22 protein-coding genes and 2 pseudogenes are annotated in these 23,152 nt (G+C 55.5%); 12 read left to right on the top strand and 12 right to left on the bottom strand.

The genetic code is table 11. From position 1 onward, the window contains the following. Positions 1–2 precede the first annotated feature (2 nt). Positions 3–578 (top strand): cysteine hydrolase, encoded by a 576-nt coding sequence (locus ASD02_RS33115; protein ID WP_057205589.1) that lies wholly within the window; start codon positions 3–5, stop codon positions 576–578. 53 nt (positions 579–631) lie between these two features. Here the strand turns inward: ASD02_RS33115 and ASD02_RS33110 are convergent, their stop codons facing one another. Together ASD02_RS33110 and ASD02_RS33105 are read right to left on the bottom strand one after the other, a co-directional pair. Then, a complete protein-coding gene (locus ASD02_RS33110; RefSeq protein WP_063978409.1) occupies positions 632–2,881 on the bottom strand; it encodes an EAL domain-containing protein in 2,250 nt (749 codons plus the stop codon). Positions 2,882–3,090: 209 nt separating this feature from the next. Beyond that, complete coding sequence (locus ASD02_RS33105; protein ID WP_057205430.1) at positions 3,091–3,345, bottom strand: hypothetical protein; 255 nt, start codon at positions 3,343–3,345, stop codon at positions 3,091–3,093. 178 nt (positions 3,346–3,523) lie between these two features. Here ASD02_RS33105 and ASD02_RS37790 point away from each other — a divergent pair, with 178 nt between their 5' ends. Both ASD02_RS37790 and ASD02_RS33100 read left to right on the top strand, forming a co-directional pair. After that, complete coding sequence (locus ASD02_RS37790; RefSeq protein WP_162255936.1) at positions 3,524–3,835, top strand: DUF982 domain-containing protein; 312 nt, start codon at positions 3,524–3,526, stop codon at positions 3,833–3,835. Positions 3,836–4,519: 684 nt separating this feature from the next. Next, positions 4,520–5,038, top strand: coding sequence for a hypothetical protein (locus tag ASD02_RS33100; protein ID WP_057221720.1), 519 nt, complete (start codon positions 4,520–4,522; stop codon positions 5,036–5,038). Positions 5,039–5,496: 458 nt separating this feature from the next. Here the strand turns inward: ASD02_RS33100 and ASD02_RS33095 are convergent, their stop codons facing one another. After that, on the bottom strand, positions 5,497–5,886 hold the full coding sequence (locus ASD02_RS33095) for a response regulator (protein WP_210265405.1): 390 nt from the start codon (positions 5,884–5,886) through the stop codon (positions 5,497–5,499). Positions 5,887–6,410: 524 nt separating this feature from the next. On the opposite strand from ASD02_RS33095, the gene ASD02_RS33090 reads away from it, so the two are divergent. The 3 genes from ASD02_RS33090 to ASD02_RS33080 all read left to right on the top strand — a co-directional run bounded on the left by ASD02_RS33090 (position 6,411) and on the right by ASD02_RS33080 (position 9,683). After that, on the top strand, positions 6,411–7,442 hold the full coding sequence (locus tag ASD02_RS33090; protein ID WP_057205439.1) for a PAS domain S-box protein: 1,032 nt from the start codon (positions 6,411–6,413) through the stop codon (positions 7,440–7,442). 602 nt (positions 7,443–8,044) lie between these two features. Continuing rightward, complete coding sequence (locus ASD02_RS33085; RefSeq protein ID WP_057205442.1) at positions 8,045–8,659, top strand: flavodoxin family protein; 615 nt, start codon at positions 8,045–8,047, stop codon at positions 8,657–8,659. Between the two features lie 58 nt (positions 8,660–8,717). Then, a complete protein-coding gene (locus tag ASD02_RS33080) occupies positions 8,718–9,683 on the top strand; it encodes an SDR family oxidoreductase (RefSeq protein WP_057221719.1) in 966 nt (321 codons plus the stop codon). A gap of 274 nt (positions 9,684–9,957) precedes the next feature. On the opposite strand, the gene ASD02_RS33070 is transcribed toward ASD02_RS33080, so the two are convergent. Continuing rightward, positions 9,958–10,296, bottom strand: a complete 339-nt coding sequence (locus ASD02_RS33070; RefSeq protein WP_244494326.1) for a hypothetical protein — start codon at positions 10,294–10,296, stop codon at positions 9,958–9,960. Positions 10,297–10,438: 142 nt separating this feature from the next. Then, on the bottom strand, positions 10,439–10,717 hold the full coding sequence (locus ASD02_RS33065) for a KTSC domain-containing protein (protein WP_063978408.1): 279 nt from the start codon (positions 10,715–10,717) through the stop codon (positions 10,439–10,441). Positions 10,718–10,877: 160 nt separating this feature from the next. On the opposite strand from ASD02_RS33065, the gene ASD02_RS33060 reads away from it, so the two are divergent. Both ASD02_RS33060 and ASD02_RS40675 read left to right on the top strand, forming a co-directional pair. Next, positions 10,878–11,081, top strand: a complete 204-nt coding sequence (locus ASD02_RS33060) for a hypothetical protein (RefSeq protein WP_057205450.1) — start codon at positions 10,878–10,880, stop codon at positions 11,079–11,081. A gap of 456 nt (positions 11,082–11,537) precedes the next feature. Further along, positions 11,538–11,855 (top strand): DUF2934 domain-containing protein, encoded by a 318-nt coding sequence (locus ASD02_RS40675; RefSeq protein WP_347376842.1) that lies wholly within the window; start codon positions 11,538–11,540, stop codon positions 11,853–11,855. Positions 11,856–11,919: 64 nt separating this feature from the next. On the opposite strand, the gene ASD02_RS33055 is transcribed toward ASD02_RS40675, so the two are convergent. Then, positions 11,920–12,435: a sigma-70 family RNA polymerase sigma factor gene (locus ASD02_RS33055; RefSeq protein WP_057205453.1), complete on the bottom strand. Its 516-nt coding sequence runs from the start codon at positions 12,433–12,435 to the stop codon at positions 11,920–11,922. Between the two features lie 255 nt (positions 12,436–12,690). Further along, positions 12,691–13,228 (bottom strand): annotated as a pseudogene (locus tag ASD02_RS33050) (SDR family NAD(P)-dependent oxidoreductase). A gap of 845 nt (positions 13,229–14,073) precedes the next feature. Here ASD02_RS33050 and ASD02_RS33040 point away from each other — a divergent pair. The 3 genes from ASD02_RS33040 (at position 14,074) to ASD02_RS33025 (ending at position 17,478) form a co-directional block, all read left to right on the top strand. Continuing rightward, positions 14,074–14,427: a hypothetical protein gene (locus ASD02_RS33040; RefSeq protein ID WP_057221715.1), complete on the top strand. Its 354-nt coding sequence runs from the start codon at positions 14,074–14,076 to the stop codon at positions 14,425–14,427. Between the two features lie 376 nt (positions 14,428–14,803). Next, complete coding sequence (locus ASD02_RS33035; RefSeq protein ID WP_057221714.1) at positions 14,804–15,445, top strand: peroxiredoxin-like family protein; 642 nt, start codon at positions 14,804–14,806, stop codon at positions 15,443–15,445. Between the two features lie 977 nt (positions 15,446–16,422). After that, positions 16,423–17,478 carry an AI-2E family transporter gene (locus ASD02_RS33025; protein ID WP_057221712.1) on the top strand — a complete coding sequence of 352 codons (1,056 nt, stop codon included), beginning with the start codon at positions 16,423–16,425 and terminating at the stop codon, positions 17,476–17,478. Positions 17,479–17,589: 111 nt separating this feature from the next. Here ASD02_RS33025 and ASD02_RS40210 read toward each other — a convergent pair whose 3' ends face one another. Further along, the gene (locus tag ASD02_RS40210) at positions 17,590–18,123 is read right to left on the bottom strand and encodes a hypothetical protein (protein WP_234908118.1); all 534 of its coding nucleotides are present in this window, start codon (positions 18,121–18,123) and stop codon (positions 17,590–17,592) included. A gap of 251 nt (positions 18,124–18,374) precedes the next feature. On the opposite strand from ASD02_RS40210, the pseudogene ASD02_RS33015 reads away from it, so the two are divergent. Beyond that, positions 18,375–18,992 (top strand): annotated as a pseudogene (locus ASD02_RS33015) (ROK family protein); the annotation flags it as partial. A 6-nt stretch (positions 18,993–18,998) separates the two neighbouring features. On the opposite strand, the gene ASD02_RS33010 reads toward ASD02_RS33015, so the two are convergent. From ASD02_RS33010 to ASD02_RS37765, 4 genes are all read right to left on the bottom strand, one after another. Next, a complete protein-coding gene (locus ASD02_RS33010; RefSeq protein WP_057221710.1) occupies positions 18,999–21,275 on the bottom strand; it encodes a xanthine dehydrogenase family protein molybdopterin-binding subunit in 2,277 nt (758 codons plus the stop codon). A gap of 14 nt (positions 21,276–21,289) precedes the next feature. Next, positions 21,290–22,312, bottom strand: a complete 1,023-nt coding sequence (locus ASD02_RS33005; protein WP_057221709.1) for a xanthine dehydrogenase family protein subunit M — start codon at positions 22,310–22,312, stop codon at positions 21,290–21,292. Next, complete coding sequence (locus ASD02_RS37770) at positions 22,309–22,812, bottom strand: 2Fe-2S iron-sulfur cluster-binding protein (RefSeq protein ID WP_082523460.1); 504 nt, start codon at positions 22,810–22,812, stop codon at positions 22,309–22,311. Before ASD02_RS37770 ends, ASD02_RS33005 begins: the two co-directional genes overlap by 4 nt. 146 nt (positions 22,813–22,958) lie before the next feature. After that, the gene (locus ASD02_RS37765) at positions 22,959–23,150 is read right to left on the bottom strand and encodes a WGR domain-containing protein (RefSeq protein ID WP_347376846.1); all 192 of its coding nucleotides are present in this window, start codon (positions 23,148–23,150) and stop codon (positions 22,959–22,961) included. Positions 23,151–23,152: the final 2 nt, after the last annotated feature.

The following is a 23,152-nucleotide window of genomic DNA, read 5'->3' as shown; positions in this document are numbered from 1 at the left end:
ACATGCAACGGCTCTTCAATGAGGACACGCCGTGGAGAGTGGAATGGATGTCCAGGGTACTACCCAATGTCGCGGAGGTCTCCGCCAATTTTCCAGAGCAGACCATTTTTACCCGTTTCATCCCACCGGAACGCGCGCAGGACGCGCCGGGCATGTGGGCTCAATACTACGCAAAATGGTGGATGATGACAGGGGAGCATCTGCCCAGAGAATTGTTGGAGCTTCCAGCTTGCTTGGCCCGACTTGTTCCGCCCGCAAGGATCATCGACAAACGCATCTACTCACCTTGGCTCGAAGGCCAACTTCATCAAACACTGCGACAATGCGGGGTGGATACGGTGGTGCTGACGGGTGGGGAAACGGACGTTTGCGTCCTCGCGACTGTGCTCGGCGCCGTCGATCTCGGCTACCGGGTCCTTGTGCTCGAAGATGCCGTTTGTAGTGGCGCTGACCAGACACATGATGCCGCGCTTCGCTTGTTAGGCGAACGGTTCTCGGCGCAGTTGACGCTCTGCACGACCGCCGATTTCCTTCACTCGAAAGGTGACGTTCGTGCTCTTACTCCGCCTTCGCGTTAAGGTGCTATTGGCACCTTCAACTCACAACACGGGCACGTCGTTCACGATGGGGCCTACGTCTCAATGGTCGATCCGCGCTGCTGCAGGATCTCAGAGATGACCTTCGATGGCACGGGGCGAGATAACAGAAAACCCTGTAGGTCGTCGCATCCCAAGCGGCACAGCGCCTCTTGTTGCTCGATTGTTTCGATCCCTTCGGCGGTCGTCTTCAGCCCCTTGGCGTGCGCCAGACCTATGATTGCCTGAACAATTTCCTCGTTTCCCCCCGGCGTTCCGAAACCACTCACGAAAGAACGGTCAATCTTTATACGGTCGACTTCCAGACGCTGTAGGCGCCCGAAGGAAGAAAAACCCGTGCCAAAATCATCAAGAGCGAAGCGAACGCCGTCCGCTCTAAGTGCGCGTATGTTCTTCTCGCACTGCCCGTCTTCATCGACAAGCGCTGTCTCGGTGATTTCGATTTCCAGTCTCTCCGGCTTGAATTTCAGTTCATTAAGAACGGCCAGCACATTGCGGGCATAGTTCGGGTTCCGCATCTCAAGCGCCGAAGCGTTGACGGAAAGTCCGAGGCCCTCCCATGGCAAGGCGGCAGTGCAGGCCTCCTTAAGGACAAGGGAGCCAATCTTTTCAATAACCCCAATTTCCTCTGCAAGACCGATGAACATATCCGGCGGTATCAAACCTTTGAGAGGATGCCTCCACCTTAGCAGGGCTTCGACGCCCGTAATCTGGCGGCCCAATGCGGAATAGACCGGCTGGTAATGGATTTCGAACTGATCCTTTGCTTCGAGAGCAGCGCGTAGATCTCGCTCGAGCTCGCGGCGCATTTTGATCAGTTCGTCCATGTGCGCGCCAAAGATGGCATAGCAGTTCCGTCCCGCGCCCTTGGCGTGATAGAGGGCGATATCGGCCTCGCGCATCATTTCGTCCGCCGATTTGTGTTGGGTGCCATGCGCACTCCCCAACATGGACACGCCGATGCTGAGCCCAATTCGAATGGGATGCCCCTTGACCTCGAAGGGTTCCTGGATCGCGTCGATCAGCCGCTGACATTGTTTTTCGACATCCTGCCGGTTTGTATGGGCTATGATTGCAGTGAATTCATCTCCACCAATGCGCGCAATTGTTTCGGCAAGTCCGGCGGCCTCATTCAATCGTTTAGCCACCGCTATGATCAATGCGTCGCCGACTGGGTGTCCAAGCATATCGTTGACCTGCTTGAAGCGGTCCAGATCCATGTACAGAACTGCAAGTTCACGCGGCTTGCTCGCGCCGTTGAGCCTTTCAGCAAGGCGTCGGTGAAACGTTCGCCGGTTGGCCAACCCTGTCAATCCGTCGTGAAAGGCAAGATGGTTCAATTGTGCCTGGCTCGTTTTCAAGCGCCGTGACCGGTTCCAGATTGAGGCACCCATTGAGACTGTCAAAGCCAAAATCAACGCTGTGGTCGCTGCTAGGATGGGAGTGGTCGCTCGAATCAAGTCGGCTCCGGGCGAGAAAGGTGACCAAGAAAAGTAACCGGCCACCTGACCCGAACGTGTGGTCAACGGTGCCGTCGCCCTCGATTGATCACCAATAATTCCATTGTGGAACTGTAGATCATCGAAAGCATATTCTTCACCAAGCGTCGTTAGATAGCGACGATCCAGGTAGCGCACCGCGACATGAAGGTAGATCTCATCTGGCGCCTGCATGCGATTGCCCGTATCAGAAACGATGGGTTTGACACTGATCACCGCCGGCCTTGCATCAATCACTACAAAGTCGCTCTCCCCGATGGAAAGGACTTGTTGCGTGATGCCGCTCTCGTCGCCTGCGGCGAGCCTCGATTTTAAGTTTCTGATCAAGGGCATGGCGGCATCGGCGACTTCGTCAAAGGCCTCTGGCCCGCGCCGTTCTGCGCGCCAGAAAGCATAAACGGGGCGCCCGGCCGATGACAGTACGAAAGCACCATCGTGTCCGAAGTACGTGTGCATCCACCGCCCGAGGTTCATGTCCAGCCATTCCTGGTCTTTTGTTTGGGCGGTTACGGCATCAATGGCCTCGTCCCAGACCGTCACGCTTTCCTGTTCGTGAGCAAGCTCCATCCTCAGTTTCGAGATCACCAATTGGAACAGGCGGGTCTGGCGCGCGGCTGCGACATCATCGGCGCCGCCCGCCGACCAGTACACCGATGCGTAGATCGCAGCCATCAGGAAAGCACCGGCTACGACAGGTAGAACGAGTTTAAGCGCCAGCTGGATTTTTTCAGATCGTGTGAATGCCAACCCCGCATCATTCGATCCTGTCGTCTCAACCAAACTCATTTCCCCATCTCCAAGCAGGGCTGCACATTATACAAGGCCTGTTAGGTTAATTGAGCGAAACGTGATGGGGTCTCGTCCAAGGTCTGGTCTCCCCGATTCGCATTGACCCGCCATATATCGGCTCACACGGGGTTGAACCAGTACTTATCCCGGGAACGTTTCCGGCTGAACACGGAGGGCGCGAACCCGATCGCGCCCTCCGGTATCGGTTACATCGCATCCATGCCTTTGACCGCATTTCCAAGATGCGACTTGCATTTTTCAATGTCATTTGCCGCCATAGCTTCCTTGGCCATCGTTATCTCTTTTGCCGATTCAATCTTTTTTGCCCCGTCGGGAATTTGACCAAGTCCCTGTTCAAGTTTCATGATTGAAGCTTCGTCGCACACGATGTCCTGCTGGGCCACCGCGGGGGTCACGGCTGCAGCGACGAACACTATTGCGGCTACTGATCGAAGTAACATCGTATTTCTCCTTTGGAATCGGCAAAATGCCGTTTTAAACATCTGTCGAACTCAATAGCGCTCTATGTGTTCCAAGGAGAAATGCTGTTGTGGGGTGGGAACCTCCTGGCCGTTGCGGCGTTGGGTGGCAACCATGTTGTTTCCCGCGTTACCGCGGATCGAGCCCTCGGAGCGACAAATGATCTATACCGAACTCATATGGTCCACACCGCTTCACATAAACTTGCCGCATGGAAAAGAGCATACGGTTTCGTCGGTCAACGAGGCCTTCGCTCTCGTTCAGGACGGGTGGCCGCGGATTGATGGGGAGCAATATAGGCAGTGCTGCCTCACCTGCCGGGCCGCTCTTAATGGTAGAGCTCCTGCTGCTGTCGCCCGCGAACACTTCATCGCTGCCTGCCTGGAGGCGGGCGCAAAACTTGCGGCGCTCTCTCCAGTGCCGCCGCCGCGGGTAACGGATGGTACGGCTTTTTCCTCACAGCATAAATGATCAAGGATAGGACAATGGCGAAACCAACGCGGATCGGAGAAACCATACCAAAGGGTATCATCGACACGGCTTCAGGATCTGTGGGCGAACAAAAACCCATGAGCCAGGCAAAGCAAATTCAGCACTTGCGTAGGGAGCTGGCCGATCTTCGGCAGAAGCTCAAAGAAGCCGGATACGATGTTGATGTACCGTCTGCCCGGGTCGATCCTCGCGCATCAACACTCCTTTTCGGAGCTGCGGCCGCAGCCGCAGCATTTGCCGTGCTGTGGGCTGCGCAACGCAGCCGTTCGGTTCCCTCTCGTTCCTCGGTCATCGGGAGTGCAATTCTGGCTGAGATTGCCCGAAAGTGGCCCTCCCACTTAACCCGAGGTGTACTTAGCAGGGCGCCCGGGAACAACTTCAAGCCAACAAGGTTGTGGTAGATTCGGCAGCTAGATGCGTGTTCAAGGTTTGGTGCCATGACAGACGATGGAAAAAAGTATCGAATTATAAAACAACTCGCTGAGAGCGAACGAGAAGCCTATTTGCGTCGTTCATCAATACGTTTCTTGGAGTGCGCAGTTCACCTTTGCGCTACCCACATGCCGATAGACGATGTCGCGAATTTACTTGAAGAAGAAGCCGACCAATTAAGGCGATATTTTTAATACACGGCCGTTGTCTTCATCACCGAGTGAAGAAGCGATGGGAAACCGGTGTTTTTCCGATGAGTGCATCTATATTCAAAGCGGGCAACAATTCGAGATCGCGGACAGGATATCGATCCTTGTCGACGCTGCAGATTACTTCAAGCAGGTGCGCAGCGCATTTGAACGCGCTCGAAGGGAGATTTGGATCCTAGGCTGGGACTTTAATCCCGACATCATCCTAACCAGTACAACGCGCTTCCAGACGCCTTTGATTGCACTGAACGTCCAGTGGATGATTTTTCAAGCACTCCTCGCAGTGCTGCCCTTCGATCTTTCCCGCGATGCGATAAATGGTCTGCAAAAACGGTTCACAGCCTACTTGATAAAAGCGCCTCGCGAGGCAAAGGTCGCTACGTCATGGGAGAGCGTGAAAGTAGCCTATGAGGCGCAGCTCTCCGACTACGTATCGGCGTTGCTCGCGACTGATAATGCTACATTCCTGCGGGAGTTTCATGACTTCTGCGAACACAGATTTCTATCAGGGGAGCGAATATCTGCAGTACGCGCTCGTTGACCCAGACAACCGGCACCCTCTTCAAACCGGCTATCCGCACACTGGTAAAAATCCATCAGCTCCAGCGACAGCCAAGTTTCAGCTGATTGTCAAGGGCCTTCGCCTCATGTGCATATGGCCGGCATTATTTGCCGAGGGGGACTATCTGCCATTGATCCCGGTTGGGGAGCGAAAAGACCATGTAGTTGCGTTTGCGCGCTGGAACACAGATCACAAATAGCTATCGCCTTAGTGCGGATGCTAAATAACGTTGAGCCCGTCACCTTAACGGCCGGAAAAGATTTTTGGGGCGATACGTCAGTATTGCTGCCGAAACGATTTCATCCAGAAAGCATTGACCTCCTGACCGACCGATTGTTTGCTGGCCATACACTCCGCATCGGCTCGCTTCTGTCGAACGGCCCAGCGCGCTTCTGACTCCCAGCAAAAAGACCTGAACTCAAACAAGCGAACCCGGGTCAGTGGTCTCGATTGGTTGGCTCAAAGAGCCCGCGAGCGATATTCTCGAGCTCTATTGGCTTGTCGCAGAGAACATACCCTTTGAAACGCTCTGGTATGGCGGACGATCCGAACGCGCTCGCAAAGACAAAAGGAATACCGCGTTCCCTGAGACGCTCGGCGACCGGAAAAACTTCGACACCATCGAGCAGGATATCAAGGATTGCGACGTCGATCATCTGCCTGTCGATGAGCACCAGCGCTGCCGTGACTTGCGGAGTCGGACCCACCACGATCGCCCCCAATTGTTCGAGTTGGCGTCGGGTTTCGTCGGCAAGCAGGAACTCGTCCTCAACGACAAGGACACGCTTGCCAGCGAAACTCGAACTCCAAGGCACGGACGTGTTCAACACGGCTCTCCTTTGCGCACAAGGCGTCGATTGTTGTACGCCGCGGCGGGATGGATCAATCTTCCCATCAATCGCTGCCGGCCGCGCGCCTGCGCATGAGTGGAATAGATAGATGTACTCCCCAACCAGTTAAGGCGAAGTTTGTTTCGCACGAGCCGATCGGATTTCTTCAACATGCATACGGAGGGAAGTTCATCGCCTTTATGGGAGGGCCCACAAAACTGCGGTCCGCCCAAATTTCGCGGGTTCGCTGCATTTTTCGCTAGTTCGTATATAGCGACGCTCCGTGGCAACGGCCAAGCCCCAAGCGGCGCTGAAGGACAACTGCGCTTACCCAAACTGAAGGTTTCCCTACCTCCTAATTCCAGGCAAACAGCCTGCGGCCTGACCAGATGATCAATCCCACGTTAATCGGGATCTGAGTTTGTCATTCCGGCGCCAGGTCGGAACCTTCGGTCATTGAGGTCGTTTACGCACATGCTGGAACACATTGATGCGGCGGGACACTCGGGCGATCGATTGATATGCACTCGGAAAGAAGCGAAACTCACGTCGATGCCACGGAACTCGATCGGGCCAGACTGGCTGCGATTGTCGATTCCTCGTTCGATCCGATCATTAGCAAAGACCTCGATGGCACCGTGCGCACCTGGAATAGGGCAGCCGAGCAGCTTTTTGGCTACAGCGCGAATGAAATGATAGGAGCCCCGATCTTCAAGCTTATTCCGCCCCATCTTGAGGAGGAGGAACGCGCGATCTTGGCGCGAGTCAGCCGAGGTGATCGAATTTCGGCATTTGAGACGGTGAGGCAGCTCAAGAATCGGACTTATGTTGCGATCTCGTTGACCGTGTCGCCGATTAGGAACGCTGCGGGCAATATCGTCGGCGCATCTGCGATCGCGCGCGATATAACCGCCATTAAAGATCGTGAACGGCGCATTCGCATTCTTCTGCGCGAGGTCAATCACCGCGTCAAAAACCAGTACTCCATCATATTGTCTATGATCCGTCAGACCGCACAGGGTAATTACGACCGCCCAACTTTCGAGCATCATATCACGCAGCGGATAATGGCACTTTCAGCATCACACGACCTAATCGTATCGGCGGATTGGGAAGGTGCCACGATGGCTGATCTTGTCGCCATCCAGCTCAAGCCCTTCGGCCGGGCTGAAGCGCTTATGTTTGTCGGGCCCGCCATCATGCTAACACCAACCGCCGTCGAAAATCTCGGCATGGCGCTCCACGAACTGGCACTAAACTCTGCGCGGCACGGCGTGCTGAGCGGCAAATCTGGAAAGATCGAGATATCGTGGCAGGTTGAAGTGCCCGACAACGTGCCGTCTTTCAGAGTGTGTTGGGACGAACAAACATTGGGACAGTTCCCGTCTTCAGGTGAACTCCGTTCCGGGTTCGGCTCCGTCGTTCTCAGGAGAGTTGCACCGCAGGCGCTCAACTCCGTCGCCGAGGTTGTTTACGAAAAGTCCCGATTTCTCTGGTCCCTGCATGGGCAACTGGGCGGCTTCACTTTGAAAGGTAACCCGCTTGCCGACTGAACTTTCTGGGAAACCCTTCGCGTGAGATTCGAGCGCGAGAGCGATATCCGCGTGCTTTGGAGGCCCTTGCATTTTGCCCGAGCTCAAACCGCAGAAAGACGAAAAGGTTCTGTCGATTGTCCGATGACGATAAATCGTCGTACCGTTCCCAGACAACAACAGGAGCCGACGACAGGATCCCTAAGTCGCAAGGCAGCTTAGCGGTCCCTTATGGGATCTTGAAGTGCCAGATGGCGCACGACATCTTCCACGATTTCACGACACGCGACGTCGTATTCCCTTAGGAGATTGGTCGGCACCCCTCTTTGCACGCAATTCAGCGCGGAAGATGGCCGCTTGGGCGTAAGCCACGCATAATTGTTTGAGCGGGGAAGTCGACACGCTCATCAGTGCACCGCGCCGGTCGGGTACACGCGCCTCCTCGGACCGGAGCTGAACCGGTAACTATGAGGTGCGTCGAGAGTGCGAGCATCAGCATGCAGTCCGGTGGGCGCTTCACAAAAGGCCCCAACCGCGCAGATCTCGGAACCCTTTGGCGAGCTGAGGGTTGAGCTTGAGCGGTGATCTTGCTGACAATCTTTGAACCAACGAGGCTTCACCAAATGTCGCTGAATGCAATCGCCCTGAATTGTACCCTGAAAACAAAGCCGTCAGACGGCTCCTCAACCGAACGCATGCTATCACTGATTGCCGACGAACTGAAAAAAGAGGGCGTCGAGACAGAAACCATCAGGCTCGCCGATCATGCCATTCTGCCTGGAGTAAAATCCGACGAGGGCAAAGGTGATGAATGGCCGCAGATTCGCGAAAAGATCCTATCCGCCGAAATACTAATCGTGGGAACGCCTATATGGCTCGGACAGCCCTCGAGCGTGGCCAAGCGGGCACTTGAGCGCATGGATGCGTTTTTGGACGAGACTGACGAGCAGGGACGTATGGTGTCCTATGGGCGTGTCGCAGCCGTGGCAGTCGTCGGCAACGAAGACGGAGCTCACCATGTTTCGGCTGAGCTATTCCAGGCGTTGAACGATGTCGGTTTTACAATCGCGGCGAATGCTGTCTGCTACTGGGTCGGCGAAGCCATGGGTAGCCAAAACTTCATAGACCTGAAGCAAGTTCCAGAGGCCGTGCAAATTATGGCGGGCATGCTCGCGCGCAACACTAGCCATCTTGCTCGTTTGCTGTCCAACGCACCTTACCCCGGCGAAGGCGACTGAGCCTGCCTGCGGATATGCCCCGGCGTTCGAACGCCATAAATCGTAAGAGGATGTGCAAATGCTGCAACAGAGAACCCACCACCCAGTCGTCGTCATCACTGGCGCATCATCCGGCATTGGACAGGCGGCCGCTGAAGAATTTGCTCGCCGCGGTGCTCGATTGGTGATCGCGGCGCGAGACGCATCAGCACTCCATTCTGTGGCCTCGCGATGCCGGAAACTGGGAGGCGAGGTTTTGGTTGTACCCACCGATGTCACCAAGGCGGATGAGGTGCGCCAGCTCGCACAGAAAGCTCTAAGCTTCGGCGAAATCGACGTCTGGTTCAGCAACGCGGGGGTCGGTGCGGTGGGAAAATTTGACGAGACGCCACAGGAAGCCCATGAGCAGGTGATCCGAACGAACCTCATCGGGCATCTCAACGACGCCTATGCAGTAGTACCAATTTTCAAGCGCCAGAAGCATGGTACATTCATAAATATGATCTCGCTCGGCGGGTTCGCCTCAGCGCCTTATGCTGCTGCTTATTCCGCCAGCAAATTCGGACTCAAAGGGTTTACCGAGTCGCTGAGAGCCGAGTTAGCGCCCTATCGCGACATTCATATCTGCGACGTCTATCCGACGTTTCTCGACACCCCTGGAATCGCGCACAGCGCTAACTATACGGGACACGCGCTGACCGCACCTCCACCTGTCTATGATCCGCGAAAAGCCGCTCGCTCGATCGTGCGACTTGTAGATCGTCCGCGCGCTTCCTTGACTCTCGGCAGTGCCGCCAGATTGGCGCGGCTTGGCCACTTTTTAGCTCCCAATAGTACGGCACGAATAATGGCCGGTGTCCTTGCCAGATATCTGAAGGGCGCACCTCGCACAGAGATAACCCACGGCAACTTGTTTCGCTCTGCCGCAAATCCGGGCGGCGTGGAAGGCGGCCTGCGAGTGAGCAGGCCGCTACCCACCTCCGCTATTCTCACAATCGTAGTCATCGGGTTTGCAGCGATCGCCTTGGCTCGCACACGTCGCTGATCAACCGCCACGATGAAGTGGGTAGGAAAGAAGTTCCTCATGAAAATGACCAAAAAAGCAAAAAAATCGATCGAGCCGGCTAATGTCGCAGTGAACGAGCTCTTCTGAACAAACAGCGAAATTCTGCCGAATGAGATCGCCAACGTAGATGCCCCGCGCAGAGCCGCACGTCAGCACGTTGATAATTACATCGTTAGGACTGACCTTGACGTCGCCGAACAGCGCGAGGCGGCGCCCGGAACGCGAGAGCAACCTTAGATTCTGAGAGTTGACCTCAGTCAAAAATGGCGCCCTTTGCTCCCTCGTATTCCCGCGCTAATCGCATCACCGCATTGCCGATCTCCTCGCTGCCCCAGCCGGCGGATTTCGCGGCTTCGATAACAGAATCCAAGGCAGTATCCATTTCGAGGCTGTTTATCTTTCCGTTCAGTGCAGAGATGAGCGCTTCAGGCTCGGCGGTAGCGATATCAGCCACCAAAGGCCTAAGTGCCGCCGTACAGTCCGCCGCCCACCCTCGTATTTGCCAGGTTGACGCGGCGGCGAGATCTTGTGAGGTAACGACATCGTAGTTGCGGGAACGATGAATTTCGGCCACTTCCTGATGCGTTCGCAATCATCGCCCCCTTTACTGCGTAAACCACCACAGCCCACGTTCGCTCAAAGTAGTTACGTTGTTTCGAGAAGCCGTAGACGCCGTTCGGCTAAAGCGTAAAGGCGAAGCCGGCGATTATGCGGAACAGGCCCTGCGCGCATTCCTAATGGACCCGCTTCACCGAGTGCCCGCTCGCGTCTGATGCGCGCGAAAGCCCCTCTACTGAATGGATAGCAGTGGAGGCATCATCCCGTGTGTACTTAAATTTACCGCGAATGAACGAGTTGAAGAAGCGGCCTTTGGCGAATGCGAGCTTAAACTGTTCCGCTGTTTCCGGCGGAACATCGCAGTAGTCATACCGCTTTCCCGACGGCAAGCGCCATATCGACAATATATTGCTTGTCGGTTCATAGTTGAACTTGTCGATGAGGGAGGAAGGCATCGCGTTCTCAGATTCTGGTTGAAAGTCTCGCTATACTAACGAAAACGCTTGGGACCGACGGTCCGTTCCCTCAACCTGGCGCTAGTGTTGGCATGGGAAGCGCGAACGCGTATTGTCGTTTAGTGGCGCCATGTGAGCGCGACCAATATAGGCGACTTTCATGGCACCACAAAAAAAAGGCAGCGCCGGTGGTGAGGATTTTTCCTCCGCCCTCCTTGAGGACGAGGTCCAAGGTACCGCCAACCTGTTGATCGATGATTCGCCTGACAGCTTGCTGGTGCTGGCGAACCGCCTGCAAAAAGCACTCGACGCACGAAATAGCTCTGCAGGCTTAAAGAACCAAAGCCGCGTTAAGAAGCATTAAGCTTCAGGCGCCTTGAGGAGGAAACACCGCATGCCAACCCGCCAACCGTTGCGCGTTTTGGTCGCGGAATACCGGCAGGAACGATGCGCCGCCTACGCTCAACGCCGGAAATGATCTCCATGCGAGCCATGCCAACCTCTCAGATCTGATATTAGTGTCAGCACTAATGCTGGTTCTAATGCCAGAACATCGCCTAACTGGCTCGTTCAGCAAAATCCGCTCACCGGACGCTCACGACGGAGAAGTTTCTGAAAACGGAACAATCGGGGGTGCCGGGTTGTTCAAGGGCGAGAATTCTCAGCGGATCAATTCATCGCATCGCTGCCCAAAGAGATCTCGCGACTGGCCGCTGGCCGTAAGGGGTTGGTTCTGTCGCCACTAACGAGTTGGAGCTCACCGCCGTGCGAACTCGAATGCCCAAATCACTTTGGAACGTCGGACTGCGCGACGACGAGGGTGGCTGTCGCAGCCAACGGCCCGCAAGCGGACCGATCGCTGGCTCCGCGAAAGCCGGGGGCTAGGGACGAACGCATCAGACAGCTACCCTACCAGATCTGGGAAGAAGAAGAAGGGCGACCGGACGGGCAGGAAACCAGGCACTGGGAAGAAGCAAGTCGGCAATTTTCGTCAGAAGAAGAAAGCCGGGATAGTTTTGTCGAGACCGAGGGATCCACCGGCGCGCTTGGCGGGTACAAAGACTCCCGCGTGCCCAAGACAGCAGGCACGAGCCCTTCGAAACATCGTCGAGGTCGCGTGGGACCCATACAAAAGTGAGATGGTTTAGGCGGCTCCAATTCAAGATCTGGCCGCTGGCCCCTTTTCGATGAGGCAACCCGCTTCAATGCAGCGGGTTGCCTTGCATCTCGTGGGCTAGCTCATCGCGGGCCCTGTTAAGGCGGCTCTTGATTGTTCCGATGGCACAATCACAAATATCCGCCGCTTCCTTATAACTTAAACCATAGCCAGCTACGAGTATTATGACATCTCGGTGTTCAGGGGACAGGGACTGGAGCGCTTTGCGAAGATCCTTGTTCAGCACGTGCCAGTCCTGCGGCGCTGCCATGGGGATGGGCATCTCCGCACAATCGACCACCCCAGGGGCCTCGCGTTTACGCACCTTATATTGCGTACGGAAAACATTGTGCATGATCGTGAAGAGCCATGATTTCAGATTAGTTCCCTCTTCGAAGCGATCAATGCTGCGCAACGCACGAAACAGAGTTTCCTGTACAAGATCATCGCCCTCGTGGCTGGCCGAAACAAATGTGCGCGCAAAAGCGCGTAGAGCCGGGATAAGATCGACGACCTGATCTTGGATTGTAACCTGATGTTGGCCGGAGGGTACCGTGGACATGAACGACGCCTTTCATCTAGCCAGACGTGAGATCAATCTGTGGAATGCTCTCGGCTAAACAAAGTTCCGACCCAAACTTCAAATCCCGGGTCTTAGGCCGATTTTTCGATCTTTGTTTTATAGTTAAACCATCTCGGGCCGATGGCACTCCCTGTCAAGCGCGGATTGTTTGATAAGGTAGTGAGGCACCGCACGGATTCTCGAAGCTGCGCACGAGCCCTGCGCGAATGCGCCGCGGCTTCCAAGCCTTCGTAATCAGCGCAGTAAACCCTGGTCCCATCTACCCAGATGGGCCTTCCGGTCACGTGCCGCGAACCACGGGAGGCTAAGAACCAGACCACCTCGGCATCGTCAGGCCTTCCGGGGTCTCCGCCGGTTATGGGGACATCGCCCTCCGGCTCCATCCTTTGAGGTGCGGCACGGTCAGGTGCAGCGTAAGATAGGTGCCGCGCAAATTGACGGCGATGGTCTGATCCCACTCGGAAGGTTGCAGGTCGTCAATGGGGGCCCAAACGCCGTTTATGCCGGCATTGGCAACAACGATATCGAGGCGCCCGGTTTCATCAACCAGTTGCTCTACAGCTCTTCTCATCTGTTTTTCGTCTGATATATCGGCCACCAGCACAATCGCCTTGCCGCCATCAGCTACAATCTTGTTGAACGTCTCCCTTAGTTCACTCTCGCTGCGTCCCAGAACACCAACGGTGACGTTCTTACGGACAAGCCGCTCCGCGACTGCTTTGCCGATACCCGAGCCGGCGCCGGTAACAAGCGCTACGCAAAAATGCGACATATTGATATCTTTCTTTTGAAGGCGTTGAGCAGGCGTGTTTCAGCGCCCCACGACGTGAAGGGCCAATGCGAACACAAGAGGGCTCGCAACGGCGTGGGTCACCGAAGATAACCTGCACTGTGTAGAGCATACTGCTTGCCCAGATGTACGTGCATTCGAAGCGGTCATCCCATTCTATACTGGCCACAGGCTTCCAACAGCGCCCACGCAGGCCTGTTCCAAGTTTGTCAAAAATTGCTTTGCGAGACCGACGTATATTTTAAAGGGAGAAGCTTTCCGGATCGGACAAAACCGGGGCCAGGCTCGTCGTGGCAACCCCGGATACGCGCATGGCGCAACATTCGGGAACAGTTTGGCTTTCTGGCTGTTTTGTTATGAGAACGAAGGAGTGTGACATGAACCAACTCATCTATCTCGTCGGCCTCGTTGTTGTGGTAATCGCTATTTTGTCTTTCTTTGGCCTAAGTTAGAGAGCGATGTTAATTTAACTTATCAGGTCCGTCGACGCCGGAGCGCATGGCGGGAGTGCCCCGCTTGTGACCGGCGAGTGCAGCGATGACATCCGCCTCATTCCGCGCGGAGCGGAGACGCTCCAAAAGCTTACTATTGGCGAAGATTCTCGAATGGCGTGCGAGTGAGGGAAGGAAGCCCTGCTGACGGAATGCGAGCCAGATCATCATCACAACGATATCGACTGCTGTGAGTGGTTATGTGGGTCGAAAAGCACAGGCTCGCGAAGCACCACCAGAAGCTTCATTGGCTCATGTAGCGTTGTCATAAATGCATGAGGCAGTACGAAGCCTGCTCCAGTGGCAGTAGAGCGATAGTACCAGCCTCGCTCCTGTATGCGGGATGAGCTTTTTCAACCTATTGAGTTCCCCATCGCCGGATTACATGGCGATGAAATGCGCGGTACTGATGGTCATCTCCTCCTTTTAGAGGCGCCGACAGCTTTCGCCATACTGAAGGGGAACCTACTGGCTGAAGCGCAAAACATGCCGGATGTCCTTGTCGAGGATAAGGGTGCCCCGGTCGCCCTCCATTATAGGCTCGCGCCGAGTTTTGAGCAGGAAGTCGAAGCGTTAATGAGGCGTTATGCTGAGAAAGCAGGACCAGACTGGACCCTGCAAATGGGAAAAAAGGTGTGCGAACTCGCCCTGCTGAGACTTCCAAGGCCGATGCCCTTGAGCGCTTCATGACCAATCCTCCATTTCGTGGCAGGCGGCCACTTGCAATCGGTGACGACTCACGGATGAAACGATGGCGATGGGTGGTTACTCGATCCGAATCGGGCGCCCATCAGCATGTTTCATGTGCACGCGGTACGATCCAGTCGCCGCAAGATCTGCGCGATTATTTAGCTTTTGCCATGGAGAATAGCTGACCGGCGCCGGCAGCGTCACAAAGCAAACAGGAACTGATCATTTCTTTGATGGCAGAAGCTGCGGAAGCAAAATCGACGAACCGCAGAGGCATTTCCGTGCTATGATCCGATTGCAAAGCGTCGGGCGGGAAGTTTTTAGACCGCGCGAGTGCCGCTGCCTTTTTTGACTGAGCCGGGCCAGGAGGTTGTCCATGCCCATGAGCAGCGTCGACCGCCCGCTGCAGCCGGGTGACCGGGCGCCGAATGTCGTGCTCGATGCGATCTCGGGCGACGGCAAGATCGCGCTCGAAGATTTTCGAGGCCGTAATCCATTATTGATTGGTTTGTTTCGAGGCTTGCACTGTCCGTTCTGCCGGCGCCATGTCGCGGCGATGGCACAGCTTAACCCGGCCCTGCGTGAAAAGGGCGTTCAAACTCTAGCGGTCGTAAACACCCCGGTCGAACGCGCCCGACTCTATTTCCGTTACCATCCGATTCCCGAAGTTCTTGCAGCGTCCGACCCGGTGCGGGCTTCGCACCATGCTTTCGGCTTGCGTGAAGTCGGAATGGACACGGTCATGGCGATACGGATCGACCTCCCGGGCGAGTTGCCTGAGCCAATGGACGTAATGGCAATGGACGAGTTTATCAATAAGAGGGAAGGATATGAAATTACCGCAGCCGATCAGCAGATGATGACTTCCGACCAGGGGCAACTTGTCGGTCAGTTCCTGATTGATCGGGAGGGCATCATACGCTGGAGCTTCACTGAAGTTCTGAAGGGTGGCCTCCAAACATTCAGCGCGCCCAATCCCGAGGAATTGATGTCGGCAGCTTCCCAGGTGGCCCATTAGGCTCCGCGTCCTGAACTTGCATTGAAAGCGCGCCTGCTCTTCTTCGAAGAGGGGAATGAATCTGGGACGCTTTTTCTTCCGGGCCTTGTCAGCATCCCCGCTATTGCCGCCAAACATTTCCGAGCTACGTGTCCGAATTATTCGTGACAACCGAAGCTATGATCCGGTTGAGTGTCTGATTTCCCACCCACTCCACGGGCGGGGATCTCTGAAAAAATAGCCGCGCTGAGCATAGTCGCGGATTACTCGCATCAGTGTTTCCAACGCCATTTCGCACCCAGTAGCCGGTAGGGGAGGAGCGCCGGAGGCATCAAGATCCGCAAAGTCCGTATGTGAACTTTTTGGCGCGTACTTCGTATCTTCAGGCAGATGAAATTTCCGGCATCATCAGACGAACCGGCGCGATAGTGGTTGGCCCTTTTCCCTCCGTCCATTCTTGCCTGGAACAAATCGCCACCAGTCAGATTTCGGGGGCCGTAGTTGACATCAACATGGGCAAAGGCCCCTGTTTCGAAATTGCCAGGTGGCTCAAGGAGCGAGCAGTCCCGTTCTTTTTCCTGACAGGTTATGCTCACCAGATCATACCATCCGAACTTTCCACTATGTTACGGCTTCAAAAACCTGTCGCGGAAGACGAGCTTGTATCAACATTGCACTTGATGCTCCAGATTTCAGCGTCGCCCTAAACCGTCAGGCAAGTCTTCAACGGCAAACCGGAACAACCCGGGCAGACACCGAGTTCGATTAGTAGCGTCGATCACGGATTTGCCCGTCAACTCACGGATAGCATCGGCGAGGGGTCGCGTTGCTGCGTTCAAGTGGCGGCCTCACTTGGTGCGATACAACCTCAAACGAAGGACGAAGGTTGGCTACGGTGTCGGGCAACGATCTTCCCTCACACGCGTTTCACCTGATGGCTCGAGAAGTTCGGCGCAAACTGGCCAGTTTTTCGAGGTCCGCACAGTGGAAAGGCGTTGATGACTAAACACCGCTTCTTTTTCTATCTGCTTCTCGCCCTGGTGACGGTGGCTTTTGCTGCCATTGTGGCTCCATTCTATTCGGCGATTCTTTGGGCAGTTGTGTTGGCGATCATGTTCCATCCCTTACACAGCCGCGTTGCCCGCATGCTCGGTCCACACTCAAACGCGGCGGCAGCAATCAGCCTTAGTATCTGTGTCTGCCTGGTCGTCGTTCCCGGACTGGCTGTCATCGTTTCGCTGTTTAGAGAAGGTGGCAAACTCTACACTCGGATAAAAAGCGGTGCGATCGATCTCGAACCCATGGCGCGCAAAATCGAGGATGCTCTTCCTGCATCCGTCGGCAGGTGGTTTCAAGGCTTTGAGTTTAAGAGCTTCGACGAGCTGAACGCGTCATTATCCTCAGGCCTGATGGAAGGTGGGAGTTTCTTCGCCGAAAGAGCCTTGAGCTTCGGGCAGGGGACTTTTGGGTTCCTGGTCTCGGCGAGCCTTATGCTCTATCTGTTGTTCTTCTTCTTCCGTGATGGTCGCGATCTGGTCGGAGCCTTTCGCCGCGTCGTTCCGCTTAGCGAGGAGAATACACGCCAGTTTTCTGTCAAGTTTACTTCAGTTGTGCGCGCAACGGTGCGTGGGACCCTAGTCATAGCGCTGGTTCAAGCCTTCATCGGGGGACTGGCCTTCCGGCTGCTGGGCCTCGAACCAGCCTTGCTTTGGTCTGTCGTAATGTTCTTTGTCTCGTTAATCCCAATACTGGGCACCTCCCTTATATGGGTACCGGCGGCCATCTACCTCGGTTTGATCGGACTCTGGTTGAAAGCCGTTGTGCTCGTCGCAGTCGGCCTCCTGGTAATCGGGCTCGTGGACAATCTGTTGCGTCCCCGGCTTGTCGGCAAGGAGACCAGAATGCCAGATTATGTGGTGCTGCTTTCAACGCTGGGGGGCCTATCTGTGCTTGGCGCCAATGGATTTGTTATCGGTCCTTTGATAGCCGCCCTTTTCATATCGGCGTGGGATATCTTCACGGAGGAGGCGCAAGCAAAGACACCGAAGTTGTAGTTCTTGCATGACGGCGACCTCACGCAAGCTCTCTTCAGGAGACGACCATAGGGACGGCGCCCGCGATCTGAGGCGCGATCCGCACTGCTTGCGCACAGTGATTTGGGACGATCACATCGGGTCATTTCCCTTCATTGCGTTCGACATGTGGGTCTTGCATTTATCAGCGTCATTCGATGCAAGGGCTTGCTTCGCCATCGCCAACTCCTTGTTGGCGTAGTCCTTTTTCATCTCATCGGTGATGGCCTTCACGTCTGTCTCAAGCTTCGTCATGGCCGCCTGGTTACAGGTGATATCGGACTGAGCAAAAGCAGAAGGCGCCACGAGAACGCATAAAAACGCTCCCACCAAAAGTTTCCTGAGCATGATGAACTCCTGTTTAAAAAATGCCTTGAACACCTTGCCAAACTGGGAACCGCCAACAACGTTCCGCATAGCTAAACACATCGTCGTGATGATTGGGTGCATGGCCGGAACGTGCAGCCGGATCCTTCGAACTGCCCGAAGCAATCTTTTTTGATCTATGCGGAACACCGCGATTGCGATGTTTTGGCAGATCAAAAGGAGGAACTCGCGATGGCAGAGGATCGTTACGAACGCGAGGAACGTTACGGGCGCGACTATGAAGCCCAGCGTGACGATCATCCGGGGATGGAAAGGGGACGCCGCTATCTATCACCCGAAGGCACGCCGCGATGTGACCCACGGTTTGGTTTCGACAAATGCGAACCCAGCGCTTGGAGCACCGACGAATTGGGATACAGTACCCGCGGTAGCTATGCCCAGAGTAGACGCTCTTCCTCGAATGAGGACAACTATCCTCTGAGCGGGCGACGCTACGACGAAGAACGTGGATTTTCAAACAGGGCTTAGCATGAGGGAAGCAAGGTTCAGCAATGGAGCTCAATATAATTCGTCATCATCCCGACGACGCGGGGCTGATCGGAAGCGTGCATCTTTTACCTCATTGGATGCTCAAAGGGCACCAGGCGATCCTCGCTGTGGACATCGGTGGAACCAATATTCGGGTTGGTGTCGTCGAACTGAACACGCAAAAGGCTAAGAATTTTGCTCATGCGAAGGTTGGCAAATCGCACGTATGGCGGCACGCCGACGATGAGCCGAACCGGACCACGTGCGTTGAAAAGGTCGCCGCGATGCTCAGGCATATGGTGGAATATGCGCGAAAGAAAAAGCTCGATCTCGCTCCAGCAGTCGGCATCGCCTGTCCCGGGATCATCGAAGAAACGGGCTCGATTACCCGCGGTGCGCAAAATCTGCCGGGGGGCAACTGGGAGAGCGAAAGCTTCAACCTGCCCGAGGTCTTGCGACGTGCGGTACCGAAGATTGGAGACCAAGACAGTTTTTTCGTCATGCACAATGACGCCGTCGTACAAGGGTTGTCGCAGCTTCCCTTTCTCGATGATGCACAAAACTGGGGCGTATTGACGATTGGAACAGGCTTGGGTAACGCGCATTTCTCCACGAAGCCTGAACTCAATAAAGTGGCATAGGTTACATCAGAGGTGATGCCGAGGCCCGTTATCGCTCGACGTGCCGCTCATTAGTAACTTGTCGATAGTAATGGGAAAGTCGCGGAAACGAGTCCCTGTTGCGTGAAATATCGCATTTGAAACGGCAGCGGCAACACCGATAATGCCGATCTCGCCCAGTCCTTTTGCTCCGATGGGGCTCACCTTGTTGTCATCCTCCTCGACAAAAATCACCTCAAGCCCGTCGATATCGGCATTTGTGGGCACGTGATACTCCGCCAAGTTATGGTTGACGATCCGGCCGATGCGGTGGTCGATCATCCCCTTTTCATGCAACGCCATGCCAATTCCCATCACAATGCCGCCCAGAATCTGGCTTCGAGCGGTCTTGGGATTAAGGATGCGGCCCGCGGCAATGGCGCTGACAACTCGCGTGACGCGAACAACGCCGAGATCAGCATCCACCTTGACCTCGGCAAACACGGCTGAATGGGTGTAGGCAGCAAATGTCTTGGCGAGTTTCTTGTCTGGCCCGGCTACTCCAAGTTCTTCGATGGCCGAGACGCCAACAAAGCTCATGATGTCGGACAAAGCCAGACCGAGCTGGTGATTGGTCTTGAGAACGAGGCGACCCTCGGCAATTTCGACTTCCTTGGCTGCGGCGTGTTTTAGCGGCGTGCCAGACATGACATGCGCATGCTTGAGGAGAGTTTCAATGACACGCTTTGATGCTGCCTGGACGGCAGTGCCAGATGATGCAGCTGTGTAGGATCCGCCTTCGACGGCCGTCTTAGGAAGAGAAGAGTCCCCGATCTGAACGGTGACGTTGTCAATTGGAACATCGAAGCAATCAGCGGCAATCTGGCCGAGGATCGTATAGGTGCCGGTCCCGATATCGGAAGCGGCAGCCGAGACGTAGACCTTGCCATCAGAAGAAACCCGCACTTTGGCCTGAGCTGGCGACATTTTAGCTTCCCATAAGCCCGTTGCCATTCCCCAACCCACAAGGTCATTTCCCTCGCGCATCGAGCGCGGTTCTGCCGAACGCCCTGACCATCCGAAGCGTGAAGCGCCTTCATGGTAACAAGCCATCAACGCCTTGGAGGTGATTTCCTTGTCTTGGTTCTGGTCCCGATGGGCGAAATTGCGGATGCGGAAATCCAATGGGTCAGTTCCTGTGGCGAAAGCGAGTTCGTCAAATGCCACCTCAAGGGCCGTTACACCTGTTGCCGCCCCGGGCGCGCGCATATCGCCTGGAGTAGAAACGTCGAGCTTGACGATTTCATACGTAATCTTGACGTTTTCGCAATGGTAGGCGAGGCCGGACCAATTAGCGACGTTTTCCTGGTAATCTTCATGACGGGACGTCGAATGGACGGCGTGGTGCATGACCGATATCAGGTTTCCATTTCCATCGGCTGCAAGGGAGACCTGTTGGAAACTAGAGGGCCGCCAAGTCAGGTAAAACATCTCGCGGCGGCTCATCTCGACCTTGATCGATCGTTTCAGATCAAGGCTCGCCATCACAGCCAAAAAGAGTTGGTACTTCGGCCGCAATCCCTGCCCGAAAGCACCTCCTACGAAACTGTTCTTCACCGTTAATTTTTCGGACGCTAACCCGAATACATTGCAAATGTACTCGTGGGAGTTCTGCGAGCCCTGGGTTTTGTCATACACGGTCAAATCGCCGTTGCCATTTCGTATCACTGTCGTGGCGAACAGTTCCATCGGATTGTGATGTTCACCATCCATCCGGTATTCGGCGGAAATCTTGTATGGCGCGGCTGCGAAGGCAGCGTGCGCATCGCCGCGAGGCGGCGGCGGCATAGATTGCTCAGAGCGGGGCACTGGCGGCACGTAGCTTTCGTCGAGATTGCGCTCAAGATCAGTTTGCGGACGGTTGGGCAGATAGTGTACCCGCACGCAGCTCGCTGCATCTCGTGCCGCCTCGTAGCTGTCGGCAACCACAAGTGCCACGGGCTGACCGTCGAAAAGTATGCGGTCATTTTCTAGAGGGCGGAAGGGATGACCGGGCAGTGCGACCTGATCCTTCCACTTGCTATTTCGGTAAGCGACCGCCGGGCGGTTTTCGTGCGTGAAGACCTTCACGACGCCGGGCATGCAGGCCGCATGGTCTATGTCGATCGAGGCAATCTTACCCGTTGCAATATTGGCGGACACCACGCATCCAAACAGCAAGCCTGTGTCAAAATATTCCGCGGCATACCGCGCCTGACCGGTTACCTTTAACGGGCCATCCACGCGTGAATGTGGCGCGCCGACCGCTTTGTTTTCGCGTAGCATGTAAAAGCCCTTTACTATCGTGTCTGTCGCGGCCCATTCCCCTGAGATTGGGACGGACGCGTCGCCGCCTCGGTCAGTGCACGCGCAATGGCACGCTTCGCCAACACTATTTTGAAATCGTTGTCACCGTATCCTTTGGCGCCGGTCAACAGCCTGTCGGCAAGACGGCGGAACGTTGCATCTTCCGCCATTTCCCCAGCGAACTCCGCCTCAACCAGAGGGTCTCGCCAAGGTTTGTGCGCCACCCCCCCGAGGGCCAGCCTCACATCAACGATGCGTCCGTCGGATAGATCAATTGCTGCGGCAACGGAGACGAGCGCAAAGGCATAGGAGAGGCGGTCACGCAGCTTCAAATAGCTGTTGCGCGCGACGAAGTGGTTAGGCTCGAGTCGGATCGCGACGACGATTTCGCCAGGTTCCAATGAGTTGTCCCGGTCTGGCTCCTGGCCGGGAAGCCGGTGGAAGTCGGCCAGCGCAATACAACGTTGGCCTTTCGGTCCTATAACCTCGACTGTCGCTCCCAGGGCGGCCAGGCCAACGCACATATCCGACGGATGAACTGCGATGCAGCTTTCGCTCGCACCAAGGATAGCGTGATTTCGATTAAAGCCGCCGCGCGCAGAGCAGCCCGAGCCGGGACGGCGCTTATTGCAAGGCGTGGCAGGATCGTAGAAGTAGTAGCAACGGGTTCGTTGCAGAAGATTACCACCGGTCGTAGCCGCGTTTCGCAATTGTGGTGATGCACCAGCCAGAATGGCGCTTGTGAGTAGGGGATAGCGATTTATCACTCGTCGATCATGGGCGAGCGCCGAATTGCTGACCAGCGCGCCGATCCTCAGCCCGCCATCGGGCAACTCTTCGATGTCTTTCAACGGCAGGCGGTTGATGTCGATGATCGCTTCTGGATGCACAACATCGTATTTCATCAAGTCAACGAGATTGGTCCCGCCCGCGAGGACGAAAGCGCGCGGATTGGCTGAAAGCGCGCGTATCGCATTCTCCACGGATTCGGGCCGGGTGTAGGAAAACGGCTTCATCGTCCGGATCCGTCCGATTTATGCCGACCATTCGACTGCAAGACTGTTTCGATGGCGTCGATGATGTTGGTATAGGCGCCGCACCGGCAGAGATTACCGCTCATCAGTTCACGGATCTCGGCGCGTGAATACGCTCGGCCTTCATTGACGAGGCTTATCGCGGAACAAATTTGCCCTGGCGTGCAGTAGCCGCATTGAAACGCATCGTGATCAAGAAAAGCCTGTTGCATCGGGTGCAAAGCATCCGGAGTGCCGAAGCCTTCGATCGTCCTTATATCAGCCCCATCCAGCGATACGGCGAGCTTAAGGCAGGAATTTATGCGTTCACCATCAATCAAGACCGTGCATGCGCCGCATTGTCCATGATCGCAGCCCTTCTTAGTGCCCGTAAGCTCGAGCGGACCGCGCAGCAGATCCAGCAGCGTAATCCATGGGGCGATTTCGACGTTTGTTGTTTGGCCGTTGACCATGAATGATACCGCGCACTTTGGTGCGTGCATCGACGAGCGTGTGATCACGGGAAACCCTTTCACTGCTGCTCTGGGCCAAACGGCAGTCGCTTAAGAATGTTCCAATAGGCCAGACGAATGTTTCCCCGTCGCGCCGATGTCAACAATCATCGGTTTTCCGCGAAAACAGCAGTATCCTAGTGATTTTCAACAAGTTCCCTTGAAAACATAGCCCTTCGCGGACTTCCGGCGGACGATTTCCGAAGAAGCACCAAAGCGTCCGTCTCGGATGCAAAGTGGTGGCTCATCTCCTGGCCGCGCGTACCGATACGCCCCCAAGCTCGAATGAGGGAAACTTCGCCAAACAGCGTCGGCTGTATCGACAACATAT

The organism is Ensifer sp. Root1252 (assembly GCF_001425885.1).
Lineage (GTDB): Bacteria > Pseudomonadota > Alphaproteobacteria > Rhizobiales > Rhizobiaceae > Ensifer > Ensifer canadensis.
Note: the sequence above shows the minus strand (reverse complement) of the source record. Positions and strands in the feature narration are given on the sequence as shown.